21 protein-coding genes are annotated in these 15,636 nt (G+C 65.2%); 12 read left to right on the forward strand and 9 right to left on the reverse strand.

The window, feature by feature from the left end:
* Positions 1-24 precede the first annotated feature (24 nt).
* Together QUE68_RS16995 and QUE68_RS17005 are read left to right on the forward strand one after the other, a co-directional pair.
* The gene (locus QUE68_RS16995; protein ID WP_284235743.1) at positions 25-642 is read left to right on the forward strand and encodes a hypothetical protein; all 618 of its coding nucleotides are present in this window, start codon (positions 25-27) and stop codon (positions 640-642) included.
* A 558-nt stretch (positions 643-1,200) separates the two neighbouring features.
* Positions 1,201-1,545: a heme-binding protein gene (locus QUE68_RS17005; RefSeq protein ID WP_284235740.1), complete on the forward strand. Its 345-nt coding sequence runs from the start codon at positions 1,201-1,203 to the stop codon at positions 1,543-1,545.
* A gap of 42 nt (positions 1,546-1,587) precedes the next feature.
* On the opposite strand, the gene QUE68_RS17010 is transcribed toward QUE68_RS17005, so the two are convergent.
* Entirely contained in the window at positions 1,588-1,944 is a 357-nt protein-coding gene (locus QUE68_RS17010) for a cyclophilin-like fold protein (RefSeq protein ID WP_284235739.1), read from the reverse strand.
* Between the two features lie 37 nt (positions 1,945-1,981).
* Here QUE68_RS17010 and QUE68_RS17015 point away from each other — a divergent pair, with 37 nt between their 5' ends.
* On the forward strand, positions 1,982-2,128 hold the full coding sequence (locus QUE68_RS17015) for a hypothetical protein (RefSeq protein WP_286274173.1): 147 nt from the start codon (positions 1,982-1,984) through the stop codon (positions 2,126-2,128).
* Here the strand turns inward: QUE68_RS17015 and QUE68_RS17020 are convergent.
* Positions 2,125-3,000, reverse strand: a complete 876-nt coding sequence (locus QUE68_RS17020; RefSeq protein WP_284235737.1) for a helix-turn-helix transcriptional regulator — start codon at positions 2,998-3,000, stop codon at positions 2,125-2,127. The two genes, QUE68_RS17015 and QUE68_RS17020, sit on opposite strands and share 4 nt — an antisense overlap.
* A gap of 307 nt (positions 3,001-3,307) precedes the next feature.
* On the opposite strand from QUE68_RS17020, the gene QUE68_RS17025 reads away from it, so the two are divergent.
* Complete coding sequence (locus QUE68_RS17025; protein WP_286274174.1) at positions 3,308-4,339, forward strand: alpha/beta hydrolase; 1,032 nt, start codon at positions 3,308-3,310, stop codon at positions 4,337-4,339.
* Between the two features lie 81 nt (positions 4,340-4,420).
* On the opposite strand, the gene QUE68_RS17030 is transcribed toward QUE68_RS17025, so the two are convergent.
* Entirely contained in the window at positions 4,421-4,723 is a 303-nt protein-coding gene (locus QUE68_RS17030; protein ID WP_284227263.1) for a hypothetical protein, read from the reverse strand.
* 224 nt (positions 4,724-4,947) lie between these two features.
* On the opposite strand from QUE68_RS17030, the gene QUE68_RS17035 reads away from it, so the two are divergent.
* Positions 4,948-6,153 (forward strand): MFS transporter, encoded by a 1,206-nt coding sequence (locus QUE68_RS17035; RefSeq protein WP_286274175.1) that lies wholly within the window; start codon positions 4,948-4,950, stop codon positions 6,151-6,153.
* Positions 6,154-6,451: 298 nt separating this feature from the next.
* Here QUE68_RS17035 and QUE68_RS17040 read toward each other — a convergent pair whose 3' ends face one another.
* Entirely contained in the window at positions 6,452-6,823 is a 372-nt protein-coding gene (locus QUE68_RS17040; RefSeq protein WP_284227268.1) for a DoxX family protein, read from the reverse strand.
* Between the two features lie 266 nt (positions 6,824-7,089).
* On the opposite strand from QUE68_RS17040, the gene istA (QUE68_RS17045) reads away from it, so the two are divergent.
* Together istA (QUE68_RS17045) and istB (QUE68_RS17050) are read left to right on the forward strand one after the other, a co-directional pair.
* Positions 7,090-8,712, forward strand: coding sequence for an IS21 family transposase (gene istA / locus QUE68_RS17045; protein WP_284226301.1), 1,623 nt, complete (start codon positions 7,090-7,092; stop codon positions 8,710-8,712).
* Position 8,713: 1 nt separating this feature from the next.
* On the forward strand, positions 8,714-9,514 hold the full coding sequence (gene istB, locus QUE68_RS17050) for an IS21-like element helper ATPase IstB (RefSeq protein WP_284226300.1): 801 nt from the start codon (positions 8,714-8,716) through the stop codon (positions 9,512-9,514).
* Between the two features lie 633 nt (positions 9,515-10,147).
* Here istB (QUE68_RS17050) and QUE68_RS17055 read toward each other — a convergent pair.
* The 4 genes from QUE68_RS17055 to QUE68_RS17070 all read right to left on the reverse strand — a co-directional run bounded on the left by QUE68_RS17055 (position 10,148) and on the right by QUE68_RS17070 (position 11,793).
* Entirely contained in the window at positions 10,148-10,285 is a 138-nt protein-coding gene (locus QUE68_RS17055; protein WP_284227270.1) for a hypothetical protein, read from the reverse strand.
* Positions 10,282-10,731, reverse strand: coding sequence for a nuclear transport factor 2 family protein (locus QUE68_RS17060; protein ID WP_286274176.1), 450 nt, complete (start codon positions 10,729-10,731; stop codon positions 10,282-10,284). Before QUE68_RS17060 ends, QUE68_RS17055 begins: the two co-directional genes overlap by 4 nt.
* Positions 10,728-11,351 carry a TetR/AcrR family transcriptional regulator gene (locus tag QUE68_RS17065; protein WP_286274177.1) on the reverse strand — a complete coding sequence of 208 codons (624 nt, stop codon included), beginning with the start codon at positions 11,349-11,351 and terminating at the stop codon, positions 10,728-10,730. Before QUE68_RS17065 ends, QUE68_RS17060 begins: the two co-directional genes overlap by 4 nt.
* Before the next feature lie 76 nt (positions 11,352-11,427).
* Positions 11,428-11,793, reverse strand: coding sequence for a DoxX family protein (locus QUE68_RS17070; RefSeq protein WP_284227274.1), 366 nt, complete (start codon positions 11,791-11,793; stop codon positions 11,428-11,430).
* Between the two features lie 116 nt (positions 11,794-11,909).
* On the opposite strand from QUE68_RS17070, the gene QUE68_RS17075 reads away from it, so the two are divergent.
* The 4 genes from QUE68_RS17075 to QUE68_RS17090 all read left to right on the forward strand — a co-directional run bounded on the left by QUE68_RS17075 (position 11,910) and on the right by QUE68_RS17090 (position 14,975).
* Positions 11,910-12,074 (forward strand): hypothetical protein, encoded by a 165-nt coding sequence (locus QUE68_RS17075; protein WP_286274178.1) that lies wholly within the window; start codon positions 11,910-11,912, stop codon positions 12,072-12,074.
* Between the two features lie 167 nt (positions 12,075-12,241).
* Entirely contained in the window at positions 12,242-13,771 is a 1,530-nt protein-coding gene (istA, locus tag QUE68_RS17080; RefSeq protein ID WP_286274179.1) for an IS21 family transposase, read from the forward strand.
* Positions 13,768-14,565 carry an IS21-like element helper ATPase IstB gene (gene istB, locus QUE68_RS17085; RefSeq protein WP_286274180.1) on the forward strand — a complete coding sequence of 266 codons (798 nt, stop codon included), beginning with the start codon at positions 13,768-13,770 and terminating at the stop codon, positions 14,563-14,565. The genes istA (QUE68_RS17080) and istB (QUE68_RS17085) overlap by 4 nt, the downstream gene beginning before the upstream one ends.
* A 44-nt stretch (positions 14,566-14,609) precedes the next feature.
* Positions 14,610-14,975: a MarR family winged helix-turn-helix transcriptional regulator gene (locus QUE68_RS17090; protein ID WP_286274181.1), complete on the forward strand. Its 366-nt coding sequence runs from the start codon at positions 14,610-14,612 to the stop codon at positions 14,973-14,975.
* Here QUE68_RS17090 and QUE68_RS17095 read toward each other — a convergent pair.
* Positions 14,969-15,148 (reverse strand): hypothetical protein, encoded by a 180-nt coding sequence (locus tag QUE68_RS17095; RefSeq protein WP_286275990.1) that lies wholly within the window; start codon positions 15,146-15,148, stop codon positions 14,969-14,971. The two genes, QUE68_RS17090 and QUE68_RS17095, sit on opposite strands and share 7 nt — an antisense overlap.
* Before the next feature lie 91 nt (positions 15,149-15,239).
* On the opposite strand from QUE68_RS17095, the gene QUE68_RS17100 reads away from it, so the two are divergent.
* The gene (locus QUE68_RS17100; RefSeq protein WP_353507010.1) at positions 15,240-15,488 is read left to right on the forward strand and encodes a hypothetical protein; all 249 of its coding nucleotides are present in this window, start codon (positions 15,240-15,242) and stop codon (positions 15,486-15,488) included.
* The last annotated feature ends 148 nt before the right edge of the window (positions 15,489-15,636 follow it).

A 15,636-nucleotide genomic window follows, 5' to 3' on the forward strand; every position in this document is an offset into this window, starting at 1 on the left:
GCAGGACGATCGACGATGGGCGTCGTGACCACACCTCAGCCCCCAGCGTTCATCATCGAGTCGATGATGCCCGAGTACGACGTGGTGCTCAGTGAGCACTTCGTGGTCGCCGCCGATCCGACCACGACGTTCGCGGCGGCACGTGCGCTCGATCTCCTCACGGTGCACTCGCCGATACTCGACCTGTCCATGTGGCTGCGTGGCCTGCCTGCTCGGTTATCCGGTAAGACGCCGCCGCCGCCGCCCAAACTCGTCATGGACGCCGACATGGCGCTGCCCGGGTGGACGTTCCTCGGAGAACACCAGGACCGCGAAATAGCCTTCGGCGCAGTGGGAAGATTCTGGCAACCCAACATCGAATGGCGCGATGTCGCGGTCGACCAGTTCAAGGAATTCGACGAACCCGGCTGGGGCAAGATCGCCGCCAACTACTCATTCCTGCCCTACGGCCGGTCCGCGACCCTGGTCACCTACGAATGCCGCACGATGACGACCGATCCCGTGTCGAGGCGTCGATTCCTGCGTTACTGGTCCTTGATCCGCCCCTTCGTCGGTCACATCATGCGAGCCACGCTGCGACGGATTGGGGCCGACGCCACGGCGGCCTCGGCCGTCGGCGTCACCGAGGTGACCACGATCTAATGGGTTGTTGCTTGCCCTTCGACCAGGCCCAGGCCGCGATCCGCCACCCCCCGGACGTCTTGCGAAGTGCCACGGTGAAGCCTTGAAGGAATTGCGCCGCATCGTATTCGGGTGTCTCGTACGCGCGCCAACTCTCCCGCAACTACTCTGCCCACTACTGGTTACGCGCTCGACGGGCGAGGACCTCCACGGTAGAGGGGGAGCAGTTCCAATGAGACAGAGATATCTGAATGTGGGATTCGCCATCGCGGTGACGACTGCCAGCGTTCTCACTGCGTCACCCGCAGCCGCGGACTGCGCCGGCGCCGGCTACGCAACCGTGTGCGCACAGGGCGACGTCCGCGGCGGCGGTCCCACCCCCCCATCGGCTGCCTACCCTTCGTACTGCGCCGACCCCTGGTATTGCGACGACGACTGGGGCATGGACGTCATCTGGAACCCAGGAGTTGGGATCGGTGGACCCGGTGTCGGCTTGCCAGGCCGGCCCGGCGCTATCGGTCCCCGTCGCTGAGACTTTCCCCAGTGCCCTCACACTCATTCGATCAAGGAGCCTCGAACATGTTCATTCGTCACCTGATTGGCGCTGGCGTGATCGCCGGTGCGATGCTCACCGGAACATCCGCAATTGCCGCCGCCGATCCGCCGAACTGCACGGCGGCCGACCTTGCCGGCACCATGTCCGGCGTGAACGCGGCGACCGCGTCCTACCTGTTCACCCACCCGGAGGTGAACGACTTCTTCACCAGCCTCAAGGGCAAGCCCAAAGACGTCATGAACACCGATGTCGAGGCGTACTTCACGGCAAACCCCCAGATCAGCGATGAACTCAAGGCGGTCAGGCAACCCGCAGCCGACTTCCGGGACCGCTGCAACGCCCCCATGCCCGACGGGCCCATGGGTTAGGACGCCCATCCAACGGGCAAGACCGCTCGCGTGGGGAAGGAATCAGCCGCGGTCGATGGTGACCTCGAAGCCATCGGACTGATCGCCGATGAAATCGGTGTGGGCGCCATCGAATCGACCGATCCTCACGATGCCGCTGTAGTAACCGACGTCGCCGTAGTAGAGGACGAGGTCTTGCGACGGGGCGTAATAGCCGAGGTCGCCCACCTGGGGGTCGGCGTCCTCGGGCACGCCGTCGGTGGTGAGGGGCTGCGGAAGCTTGGAGATCTTCTCGAGCTGGTTGAGATCGGTGAAGCTCAAGGTGATCGGCAACTGACCTGCCAGGTCGAGCGCAGTGGGATTGTCCGACAGCTGCGCCGTGATGGTCTGTCCCGCGATGGTGATTCGGATCGGCGTCATGCCGGCCTCCTGGGTCGGCCCGGTAGCAGCCGGGAGGATGGCGCTCGCAGCGGGTGACTCGACTGCGGCCGAGGTGGACGCGGTGTCGGGTCTCGAACACGCAGTGGCGACGACCAGAAGTGTCAACACGGTGGTGAGGCAAGGGTTGCGCATGGTGCTCGCCTTCGTCGACGCAGCCGGCTAGGTCGTGACGCGTGGGGTGGTGGCGCCATCCCACGACCCGAGCAGGGCGAGGGCGTGCGCCGTCGGGGACGAAGGCTCGGCGACGTAGATCGTCATCGTCAGACCCGGGTCGGAGATCATGTCGACACTCTCGTAAGCGAGTTCGAGGTTGCCGACGACGCTGTGATGGAAGTGCTTCGTACCCGCCCCGTGCAGCCGGACGTCGTGTGAACTCCAGCGGCGACGGAACTCCGTGCTGCGCGTCGACAGTTCGCCGACCAGATCGTGCAGGGCCTTGTCGTGGGGGTCGCGGCCGGCCTCGGTGCGAATGATCGACACGCAGGTGTCCGCGGCGGTGTCCCAGTCGGGGTAGAACCGCCGGGAGTCCTCGTCGAGGAATGTGTAGTGGGCGAAGTTGGGAGGATCGGCAGCAAATCGGCTGTCGTACACGGAGGCGTGCATGGCCCGGCCGAGCTGATTGCACGCCAGGAGATCCATTCGCGCGTTGCGAATGATTGCTGGCGGTTGAATGCCCTCGAGCACCCATTGCAACGCCGGCCGCGGCGTCCATCGTGCGCTGGGGCGCCGACGGGGACGCATGCCCGCGCTGGTGCCGTCTGCGGCATGCGCGAGGTGGAACAGGTGGGCTCGTTCGGCGTCGTCGAGTTGCAGCGCACGCGCGAGCGAATCGAGATCCGATGCCGAAACCCCGCCGATGGTGCCGCGTTCCAGCTTGGCGTAGTACTCCACGCTGACCTCAGCCAACGCAGCCACCTCGCTGCGACGCAATCCGGGAACGCGCCGCGTACCAGTGACGGGAAGGCCGGCCTCCTGAGGGGTGATCTTGGCTCGCCGCGATGTCAGGAACTCGCGGACTTCGGCACGGTTGTCCACGAACCCAACGGTACGACCACTTGGCCTGTCCAGGGATGCCCTATCAGTACACGTCACTTCAGTGCATCACTTCTCACACTGAAGGACGACTTACCTGGAGGCCGACTGACCGATCGTGTACTCGCCATGGGTGTACCGACAGTGACTCCCTGACGACGGTCGCCGCCGCTTGACTGTGTACATCAACCGCTGCGCGGCAACACAGTTCGCGCCACGAAGATGGAGACGACAGATGACGGATGTACGGACGTGCGAATCCGGCACGACGAGGCGGCGCGGGATGAGGCCCTTCCTTGGAGCGGCACTCGTGGCAGTTGGCGCATTGACCCTCAGCGGTTGTGCCTCCTCCGCGGGCGAGGGAACGCAGAGCGGTGCACAAGCCGCTGCCACCAACGAGGCGTGGGACAAGACATTCCCGCAGAGCGCTCTGGTGGACGTCGAACGGGTGAACTTCGGCAACCGTCTCGGCATCAACGTGGTCGGAGATCTCTACGTGCCCAAGGACATCGACAGGTCGGTGCGGCATCCGGCGATCACCGTGGGCCATCCGTCCGGGGGTGTGAAGGAGCAGTCCTCTGGCCTGTACGCCCAGCAGATGGCCGAGCGTGGTTTCGTCGCACTGGCCTACGACGCCTCCTACGGCGGAGAGAGTGGCGGATCACCGCGCAACATCGCCTCGCCCGAAGCGTTCACCGAAGACTTCAGCGCCGCCGTCGATCACCTCGGAACCAATCCGCTGGTCGATCGCGACCGAATCGGCGTGATCGGGGTGTGCGGAAGCGGCAGTTTCTCGCTGAGTGCCGCCGCCGTCGATCCGCGCATCCGTGCACTGGCCACGGTCAGCATGTACGACATGGGCCGTGCGATGCGCGAGGGTTTGAACAACGCCGTCCCCGAGGATCAGCGCAAGCAGGGTCTGCAACAGGTCGGCCAGGAACGGTGGGCCGAGCTCGACGGCGGCGAGCGGCGCATGGTGCCGGGTACTCCGTACGAACTGACCGCAGACTCAACCGCGGTGGAACGCGAGTTCTTCGACTACTACCGCACTCCTCGCGGTCAGCACCCGCGCTCGACGACGGAATTCAGCTTCACCAGCAACGCCGCGATGCAGGCCTACTACCCGCTCGCGCAGATCGCGGCGATCTCACCACGACCGCTGCTGTTCATTGCGGGCGAGAATGCCCACTCGCGGTACTTCAGTGAGGACGCCTTCAACCGTGCGGCCGAGCCCAAGGAGCTCGTCATCGTTCCGGGGGCCGGCCACGTGGACCTCTACGACCGGGTCGAGATGATTCCCTTCGACCAGCTGAACGAATTCTTCACGAAGAACCTCGCGTAGGGGTTCGCGTCGGACGGCAGGAGCGGGGTCAATCCCCCTCCTGCCGTTCGACATTCGACGGTCAGGCCAGGCCAGGCCATGCTAGCTCAGCGGAGCCGCGTCCTCTGGGCGCTCGGGGGTGCCCGACCCATGGCGGGTTCGCAGACGCCGATGCTCGACGAACTGCCAGGTCACCCCGGCAACGAGCGCCACCGCCGCGACCACGGCGCCAATGGTGGCCAATGGATCACGGCCGACCGCGAATCCGGCCAGGCTCAACGCCATGGCCACGAGGCCGATCGCGATGAGCCCGTAGCCCGGCCATCGAGCGGCGTCCTTCAGAGCCTCCCCGGCAACGGGTCCTGGTGTGGCCTTCGCGTCTCGCGCCACGTCGCTGTTTCCCATGATGGCTATTCGTCGCCGAACTGCCGTGGCGGCGTGCCAGGAGGGTGTGTTCTGCGCCACACGTGTACTGGCGGTACGCGTCACGGTGGGCACTCCCCCGGCCCGTCGAGGTCGACTTGACTGAGTGACAGCACCTTTTGCGACAACGACCCGAGACGGCATCGCAGCCCGTCGTCGCGCCCGCTCTCCGCCTCCTATGGGCGGACCACCGATTCAGGAGTCCCATGAGAACCTCGACGGCGCACGACCCCGCCCCATCCGTACGAACCGACCACGACCGCCTGCCGACGGCCGCATTGCTGGTAATGGCGCTGATGGGGTTCGTCCTCATCGCATCGGAAACCATGCCCGCGGGGTTGCTTCCGCAGATTGCGTCCGGCATGGGCGTCTCCGAAGCCACGGCGGGTCAGTTCGTCAGCGCCTACGCGCTGGGCACCGTGCTCGCGGCCATTCCGGCGACCGCTTTCACCAGGGGCCTTCGGCGCAAACCCGTTGCGCTCGTTGGCCTTCTCGGCATCCTGGCAGCCAATGCGATCACCACCGTCTCCTCCGACATCGTCCTGACCCTCGGGGTGCGCATGCTCGCGGGCGCATGCTCCGGTCTGCTCTGGGGCCTGCTCGCGGGCTACGCGCGACGCATCAGTCCACCCCAGCACGCCGGACGGGCGCTGGCCGTGGCGTCGATCGGCGTGCCGGCCGGTCTGGCGCTCGGGACGCCGTTCGGGTCATGGCTCGGATCCACGTTGGGATGGAGATACGCCTTCGTGGGACTGGCGATTCTGACGACCGTCACCATCCTGCTCACGCTCGTCGTCGTACCCGATGCACCCGGACAACGCGCCGCGTCACGGATCCCCGTGCTGAAGGTGTTCGCGATACCCGGCGTCGGCCTGATCCTGATCGTGATCCTCACGTGGATGTTGGCCCACAACACCTTCTACACCTACATCGCGTACTACCTGAGGTTCGCCGACGTCGGACTGTCGACACAAGCCGCGCTGGTCACCTTCGGCGTCGCCGCAATCGTCGGGGTCTGGATCACCGGCGCCCTGATCGACCGCGCGCTCCGCATCCTGGTGCTTGTCAGCATTGGGTCGTTCATCCTGGCCGGCGTCGTCTTCATCGTGGCGCATCAATCCCTCGCGGCGGTCATCGTCGCCATCGTGGTCTGGGGAGTGGCCTTCGGTGGGGCGGCCACGCAATTGCAGACGGCGATGGCCATCGCCAGCGGTGAAAACGCCGACGTCGCAAACTCATTGATCGGCGTGTCCTTCAACCTCGCCATCTTCGCCGGCGGCGTCTCGGGCGGCCTGCTGGTCACCCACTTCAGCGGAATCAGCCTGCCAGCGGTCATGGTCGCGCTCGCGTTCGGCGCCCTGATCTTCGCGCTCTGCGCGCGCCGGTCGGCGTTCCCGGCACGGACGGCCTGACGCAGCGACCCGCCGTGTCAGCCGAAGTACTGCTCGTCGGTGACGTGCTCCATCCAGTTGACCGGATCGTCGTCGCGCGCCGACACCGGCCTCACACTGACCGCTTCCGGGTGCGCTCAGCGACGTCGACGACCACTGATCCGCCAGCCGCGCAACGCAATACCGGTGACCGCAAACGGTCACGTGAGCTCGAACGTGTGGCCGGGCGTGTGAGCAGCGGCCGAATTGCTTGACTCGAGAACCGCCTTTGAGATGCGGCCTTCCTGGTGGTCACGGCTGGCGATCGCGCCCGTGGACGTCACAACTCGGAGTATCGCCCGATGACTACAATGGTCAGCATGGCGAACAGGACGAGGTTCACCCCGAATACCTGTTTGAACTCGCGCAGACTCCAGTGCGAGACAGCGGCACCCACCATGACGAGGGCCAAGCCCGTCGCTGCCAGCGGAGTGAGGACACGAGCGTTTTCAGTGAGCCAGGGCAGAATCAGACCGAGCGCGCCGACGATTTCCAGCACAGCCACAATTCTGATGATCCACAACGGAAATGGCGCGACGCCCGTTTGTCCGGTCTGCAGCATGCGCTGCTTTGTCATGAACGACTTCGCCGTTCCCGACATGACGAAAATTGCGGCCAGTATTGCCTGAAGCACCCACAGCGTGGTGTTCATCGTGTCTCCTCATCAAGGTCGGACATACTCGTGCCGTCGTGATCTGTCACGGATAGGACGGAGTAGGCCCGAGAAACGTGACAAACACGCGCTGGCCCGTACGCCGCGTGTCGTTTGCCATGAGCATGGGACCACTGTGACCTGATTTTGCCAGTGGGATGGGACCACCTGGATTGCCAGTTATGGGACCACCGGCGCGCCGCGTCGGTGGTCTCTTCGTTTGCCCGTTCGATCGCCGTGACAGTTCAAGTCACGGAGGCACGGGCATGGCTTTTCGGGAGGTCAGTGTGAACGAGATCAGGGAAGTGCTGCGGGTGTGGCTCGGGGTGGTGGGGTTACCGGCGCCGGGGTACCGCAGGATCGCCGCGCATTGCGGTGTGGACCGCAAAACGGTGCGCCGCTACGTGGAGGCCGCCCAGGCAGCGGGGCTGCGCCGAGACGACGATGTCAGCGCGCTCGATGACGGGTTGATCGGTGCGGTCGCCGAAGCGGTCCGCCCGGTGCGCCCCGATGGTCACGGCGCGGCCTGGGATCGGCTGCTCGAATTCGAGGAGCAGATCACCGCGTGGGTGGCCGGCGAGGGCGAGGCGCGGCCGTTGACGATCACCAAGATCGCGACGCTGTTGGACCGCCGAGGGTGTGTGGTTCCGTATCGGACGTTGAACCGATTCGCCAGTGAACGTTGCGGTTTCGGACGTAAGGACACCACGGTGCGAGTCGCCGACGGCGACCCGGGGGTGGAATGCCAGATCGATTTCGGCTACCTGGGGATGCTCACCGACACCGGTGATGGTCGTCGCCGCAAGGTGCACGCGTTGATCTTCACCGCCGTCTACAGCCGGCACATGTTCGTGTGGTTGTCGTATTCGCAGACCTTGGCGGCGGTGATCGCTGGCGCTCAGGCGGCGTGGGAGTTCTTCGGCGGCGTCTTCGCGGTGCTGATCCCGGATAACTTGAAACCGGTGATCGCCGCTGCCGATGCGGTCAACCCCCGGTTCACCGCGGGCTGGCTCGATTACGCCGGTCATGGCGGGTTCCTCACCGACCCGGCCCGGGTGCGCTCGCCCAAGGACAAGCCGCGGGTCGAACGCACGGTGCAGTATGTGCGTGGAAACTTCTGGGACGGTGAAACATTCACCAGTCTCGAGCAGGCGCAGCAGGCGGCGACCGCGTGGTGTGAGCGGACGGCCGGTATGCGCATCCACGGCACCACCTGCGCACGGCCGGTGGAGGTGTTCACCGCCGAAGAACAGCGACTCCTGCTGCCGGTGCCGGGGGCCTACGACGTGCCGGTGTTCAAGGCGGTCAAGGTGCACCGCGACTTCCACGCCGAGGTCGGCAAAGCCCTGTACTCGTTGCCCGAGCAGTGGATCGGCACCACGGTGGACGTGCGCGCCGATAGCGAGCTGGTGAAGTTCTATCACCGCGGCACGCTGGTGAAGGTCCATCCCCGCCAACCGGCAGGTGGGCGCAGCACCGACCGCAATGATCTGCCTGAGCACAAGGCCAGCTATGCGCTGCGGGACTTGGCGGCGTTGATCGCGGCGTGTGCCAGCCACGGGCCGAATGTCGGGATCTACGCCGAACGCATCCTCGATGACCCGCTGCCCTGGACCCGGATGCGGACCGTCTACCGGCTCCAGGGTCTGGTGCGCCGTTACGGCGCTGAGCGCGTCGATCGAGCATGTTCACTCGCGTTGGACCTCGACGTCGTCTCGGTCAACAAGATCGCTTCCATGCTGGAACGCGCCACCGAAACCACCACTCCGGCATTGCCCCGGGCGGTCGGGCAGTCAGCTACCCGGTTCTCGCGTGATCCATCCGAATTCACCAACACCCCAGCATCATTGACCGTCGTGGCCGATGCGCAACCCGAGGAGACCCGCTGACATGACCACGACCAACCGCGCAGCCGCCGACCCGGTCGGCGCTGATCTGCTCCGACTGCTCAAAGCACTCAAACTCGGCGCGTTGGCCGACACCCTGCCCGAACGTGCCGCCCTGGCCCGCCAACACAAACTCAGCCACATCGGGTTCCTCGAAACTCTGCTGGCTGATGAGGTATCCCGACGCGAATCCCGCTCAGCCGCCTTACGGGCGACCAAAGCCGGACTCGACCCGAGCATGCGTTTCGACACCTGGACCGCACAAGAGGACCTCCGCTATGACCGCACCCTGCTCGGGGATCTGACCTCGCTGCGGTTCCTCGACGCCGGCCAGTCCGCGATCGTCCTCGGGCCCGTCGGAGTAGGCAAGACGCATTTGGCAACAGCGTTGGGGCACATGGCTATTCGCCGACGGCACACCGTCATATTCGGTCGCGCCGACAAACTGTTCACCCGGCTACGCGCAGCCCGACTCGACCACACCGTCGACACCGAGATCCGCCGCCTGGCCGCGATTGACGTCCTCATCATCGACGACTTCGCGCTGCGCTCGCTCGATGCCACCGAAACCAGCGACTTCTACGAAATCGTCGTCGAACGTCACCGCACCAAGACCACCATCGTGACCTCCAACCGGGAACCCGCCGAATGGCTGACCATGACCGCCGACACGCTATTGGCTCAATCAGCCATCGACCGACTGACCGCGGCGGCCCACACCCTGGTCATCGAAGGACCGTCCTACCGCCAACGCGCCCGGCCCGGCCAGCTTGACCCAGACCACCCCGCCGAGCATCCTCAATAACGCGCCACGGTGGTCCCATCCTCCTGGCAATCAGGTGGTCCCATCACCCTGGCAAGCGACAGCCGCGATCGATGGTTCGGTCGGCACTACGAGGTGGACACCATGGCTGAGTGATTTCGTAACGGGCAACGGCGTCGTAAGCACGGCGATCGGCCTCTTGACTTCTGCGGCGGTATCGCCTAAGAACCGGGAAAATCGCACACCAACACAACCGCCGACAACTGAGAACGACTCCGCAGCAATCTATTTCGGGTATGGGCTGCAATGGCTCTAGGCCGCTCCGCAGTCACCATTCGCAGTGACTATGGCCCAGTGGCTGAGCGGCTCTACCTCCTTGGCGCCCTCGGCCGTCCCATGTCGATGGTCGTTTCAAAGTCGACCACACGAATTCCGGGTCGTGCTGACCTCGTGGTCTTGGTGCTATCGAGATCCTGCTCTGGAATGCCGCGCATACCAAAGCAACTGCTCGCCCAGCACCCCCAATGCCGTCGAGGATGTTCAGCCGTGAGCGGTCCGCATGTGGACCATCAAGTCATCGTCGACACCGGTGTGCGTGACCAGAGCGCCGAGAAGACCGGCAGAAGAAGGAAGCCCACGCCCACTGACCGGACCACCGCCTGCATCAGAACGGTGTTATACCCCCCAGAACGACTCCACCTCGGCCACCGAGTGCAGGTCCGGGATCCGGCGGAGCACAATGGCCATCGGCGCCCAGAACAGCGTGAGCAAGATGCCGCTCGGCGAGCCCAATCGCTGGGGGTGGATATTCACGACTGCGCCCTTTCGGTTGTGGTGGCGTCAGGATGCGCGTCGGCAAGGAACTGGGCAACCGCAGCGGAGTCGGCGTGAAACATCTGCGATCGCACCACCTTCCCGCCGTAGACCTGATAGATGCTCACCTCCGGGGCATCCAGACGCGTCCCTCTTCTGGGGTTCACAGCGCGGTGGCGGAATAGCACGCACACCCGGCCGGAGTCGTCACCCCAGAACTGGGGATCCAGCTTGATCTCGGCCGAGCCCTGGAAGGGGTCCCACGCGGCAAGAAACGCTTGCGCGTGCGCCAGAGCACCGTCGTGGCCGCGCCAGGTGCCCCCGTAGGGCAGCACCGCCGCCTCACATATTTCGACGTCCGCGGCGTAACAGGCCAACACTGCCTCTGCATCACGTCGCTCGACGGCATCAAACAGCCGGCGAACCACCTTCACCGCACCGGTCACGAGAGGCCTCCTATGTGGGTTTGGGTCAGGACGCTTCGCAGCGCGGCGGGGATCGCCGATTCGAGCTGGGATCGCACCGACGTGGGGACGGGGCGACCCATGATCAGATGTCGGCGCATGGCGCCCATCGGCAAGTCCACGACCGCACACGTCGTCCACTCAACGGTCGTTCGGGTGGCCCGTCCGTAGAGGCGGCATGCCAGCGCGCCGAGCCCCGCTTTCAGCGGCTTGTTGATCTCGTTCAACTCTGTGACCATTTTTGCGTCGGCCGTCGTTGCGACGAGGTCCTCACCGCGTAATGACGCCAACAATCGCGCGTCGGGACGATTCCGGCGGGCGAAATCAAAGAGAGCAAAGCCAGCAGCGACCGCATCCTGCACAGGGTCTTCTTCGGCGCGCAACGCTTCGAGAAACTCGGCCTGCGAACGCCGCACGGCCCGTACCCACATCGCGGCTAACAGATCATCCACCGTGGGAAATCGATGATAGATCGATCCCTTTGGCGCGCCGCTGGCCGAAACGATTCGATCAATCCTGACCGACCGCGCACCGCCGGTCAGCACCATCTCCCGCGCGACGTCGAGTAGACCATCGGTGGAGTGAAGCGCAGGCCTCGGCATGGGATAGATAATAGACGAAACGGTCTAATATGACCATGGGCGGAGTAGTCGAACACCGAGAACGTCACGCCACCCGTCACATTCGGCCGGGGTAGACCAGTCCGACTACCAGCGCGGCGACCGCCAGAGAAAAGAATGTGAACCAGTTGATCCAGCTCGGGAGTCGGGTGTCGCGTGCCCGGATGTGCGCGCCTGCTGCGCACAGAAAGTACAAGACAAGGCCGCATGCTGCGGCGGTCCCGAGCGCTGGCACGGCGAAGCCGGTGATCAGCCCGAGTGAGCCTGCGGCCAGCAGAAAGCCCAGCGGGACCTGCCATGTCACGGGCACGCCAAGCCGCTCGGCGGTCTCAGTTACCGATTTGTTGTGGGTGAAGTTCAAGACGGACGCGGCAGCGAAGGCAATCGCGGCCACGCCAGTGACTGCAATGTAGGCAGCGAACATGGGAGTCCTATCGGGCAGGCTGGTTTGGCTACATTGCTGACAAATATCGCTTGACATCAAGTAACTTAACGCCACGCTACCGAGTGGTTCCTTGATGTCAAGCTAAACTTCTGGACGTGGACAGTGACTCAGTCGACCGCATCGTGCAGGCTTGGCAGAGTGCTGACCCGCGGCTGGATTCCAGCTCGATTGAGGTCACTGGCCGCCTCCTTCTGTGCGCGAGCTACTACGAACGTGCCGTCATCGCGGCCCTCGAGCCGTTCGTGAGTGTGGTCACCTGACTTGGCCCCACTTCGGTCGTCGTTCTTCACGAATTTTGGCCCCGGCGGGGTGGTGAGCATTCCGGCTGGGTGGGGCGCGGTGTGTCGTCACCAATGTTGGCCCCACCCTCGTTCAGATCGTTCTTGTCGCCCGTCTTTCCTGACGGTCGTCAGGGAGGTCGGTCAGGATGCGGTCACGCGTGGAACTGTTCGAGCAGATCAGAAGAGACCGGCGGCTCGAGGACTTGTCGGTCCGTGAGTTGGCGAATCGTCATGGCACACATCGCCGGACGGTCCGTCAAGCTCTTGAGGATGCGGTTCCGCCGCCGCGCAAGGTCTATCCGGCGCGGCCCCGCCCGGCGGTCGAGGAGTGGGTCGCGGTGATCGACGCCTGGCTGCTGGCCGATGTCGATGCTCCGCGCAAGCAACGGCACACCGCGCGGCGGATCTGGCAGCGCTTGGTCGCCGAGCATCAGGCCACCTGCTCGGAGGTCACGGTGTCGCGTCATGTCGCAAGACGGCGTGTCGAGCTCGGGTTGGAGACCCGGGAGGTGTCGATCCCGCAGGCGCATCTGGCTGGCGCTGAGGCCGAGGTCGACTTCGGCGAGTTCTACGCCACCGTCGCCGGGCTGGTGGTGAAGTGTTGGATGTTCGTGATGCGACTGTCGCACTCGGGCAAAGCGTTTCACGTCGCGTTCGCCACCCAAGCTCAGGAAGCGTTCCTGGAGGGTCACGTGCTGGCCTTCGAGTACTTCGGTGGTGTGCCGGGGCGGATCCGGTATGACAACCTCAAACCCGCGGTGATCCGGGTCCTCAAGGGGCGCGACCGCACTGAGTCCGAACGGTTTACCGCACTACGCAGCCATTATGGGTTCGACTCGTTCTTCTGCCGCCCCGGGATCGACGGGGCGCATGAGAAGGGCGGCGTGGAGGGTGAGATTGGCCGTTTCCGGCGGCGTCACCTCGTCCCGGTCCCCAGGGTCGGCTCCCTGGCCGAGCTCAACGAGCTGATCGGCGCCGCCGACCTGGTCGACGACGACCGGGTGATCACCGGCCGCCCGGTTACCATCGGGGGCGCGTTCGTCATCGAGGCGCCCACGTTGATGGGATTGCCTGCTGAGGCGTTCGACTGCGCCCGGTTACTGCAGGCGCGGGTCGACAATAGGGCCAGAGTGTCTGTGCGGCAATGTTTTTACTCCGTCCCGGCCCGTTACGCCGGGCGACGCCTCCCGGTGCGGTTGGCGGCCCGGACCGTCGAGGTCTACGACGGGCCCCGACTGGTGGCCTCTCATGAACGTGCGGTCGGACGTTACGTCGAGGTGCTGTGCCTGGATCATTACCTCGAGGTCCTGAAGACCAAACCCGGGGCGCTACCCGGCGCGACGGCACTGGCCCAGGCCAAGGCCCGCGGGGTGTTCACGCAATCGCATCAAAGGTACTGGGATGCAGCCCGATCCGCTCGCGGCGACGCCAAGGGAACTCGCGCCCTGATCGCTGTCCTGCTGGCGCATCGCACCATGTCAGCCGCCGCACTCATCGCCGCGATGGATCGGGCGGTCACCTCGGGATGCCTGGACCCCGAGACGGTGATCATCGATGCCCGCCGCGACATGGCCCCGATGGCACCGGTCGCCGCGATCGGCGCGCTGGCCCGCTACGACCGACCGCCACCCTCGCTGGCCGATTACGACGATCTGCTCACCGGAAGCGACTCATGACCACCACGGCCACCAAGACGACGACCGTCGATGCCGCCGCCCAAGCCTCCATCGGAGCCGCCGCCCGGGAGTTGCACCTGCCGACAGTGCGCACCGAAGCGACCCGCCTCGCTGAGATCGCCGACCGGGAACGCCACACCCACCTGCGCTACCTTTCCGAAGTGTTGGCCGCCGAGGTCGACGACCGCGCTGAGCGGCGCCGTGCCCGACGCATCAACGAGGCGAAGTTCCCGAGGCTGAAACGGTTGGCGGAGTTCAACATCGACGCCGTACCCGGCATCGCGCCCGCGACCCTCGGACACCTGGCCGCCGGGCACTACCTGGACGCCGGCGAACCGGTCGTCCTGCTCGGTGACTCCGGCACCGGCAAGTCCCACCTGCTCATCGGGTTGGGGTTGGCGGCGTGCGAACAAGGCCGCCGGGTCCGCTACGTCACCACCGCGCAGTTGGTCAACGAGCTCGTCGAGGCCGCCGACGAACGCGTTCTGTCTCGTGTCGTGGCCCGCTACGGCCGCCTCGATCTGCTCTGCCTCGACGAACTCGGATACGTCCAAATCGACCCTCGCGGAGCGGAATTGCTGTTTCAGATCATCACCGAACGAGAAGAACGGGCCTCGGTCGCGATCGCGACCAACCTCCCCTTCAGCGAGTGGGGCACCGTGTTTCCCGACCCGCGCTTAGTCGCCGCCATCGTCGACCGCGTCACCTTCAACGCCCACATCATCGAGACCGGCACCAAGTCCTACCGACTTCGCACCAGCAAGACGACCACCCGCGCCAAACGAACCACCTAAACGAGGTGGGGCCAAAATCCGTGACGACGATGGGGCCAAATCACTTGACGAAACGCACGTTCGGGCTGAGCGTCGCCGACTTCGACGTCTTGAACACGTTGCGCCGCGTCGGTGACCAGCACGGCAGCAAGCCCACGGAGATGGCCCGCGCTTCCCTAATCACCACCGGCGCGATGACCTCGCGACTCGACCGCCTCGAACGATCCGGGCTAATCCGCCGCTTGCCCGATCCGGCCGACCGGCGGGGGGTCCTCGTCCGCCTCACCCCGCAGGGCACCAGGGTCGCTAGGAAGGCGCTTCAGGAGCTGATAGCCGCTAACGACGTATTCCTGAAGCCTCTCAACGGAGCGCATCGGGAGTCGATCGCCTCAGCGCTGAAAGTGCTGCTCCTGCACCACGAACCTCAATGAACGCCCGCGCGCCACATGCCGATGCGTTCATCCGAGCCAGCTCCCATCCGCACTAACTGACGGGCAATCGACCTGCCGATCATGGCTCTGGAGGATGAGACGAACACGGCGCCGGACCGGCCCATCAACCAGAAGGGCACCGCATGACCAACTTCGACGATCTGGCGCAGCACTACATCGGCGCCTGGAACGAAACCGACGCTGCCGCCCGCCCGGGCCGCTGTAGACGCGCTGTACAGCGCGGACGCCCGCTATAGCGACCCGATGGCCGTCACCGAGGGCAGGGAGGCGATCGCCTCCGCCATTGAGGCGGTACAGGGCCAGTTCCCCGGATTCGTGTTTTGCCTAGCTGGCCCGGTCGACGGACACCACGACCAGGCGCGATTCAGCTGGGTACTTGTTCCGGCCGGCCAGGAAGCGCCCATCGTAGGGTTCGACGTCGCCGTCACCGACACAGCTGGCCAGATCCACACCGTGCTCGGGTTCCTGGACAAGGTTCCCGCCGACGCCTGACCCTGCGCCGTCACCGTCCGGTGCGAGGCCGGCTGAGTAAGCACTGTCCTGCCTCGCACCGGCGCGTTTCCCGTCTCTTCCCAAAGGAGTGCAGATCATCGCTACCCCCGAAGAGGCAGCCAGCAGGTGGACCGAACAACCCGGCTTC

Source organism: Mycolicibacterium sp. TUM20985 (genome assembly GCF_030295745.1).
Classification (GTDB): Bacteria; Actinomycetota; Actinomycetes; order Mycobacteriales; family Mycobacteriaceae; genus Mycobacterium.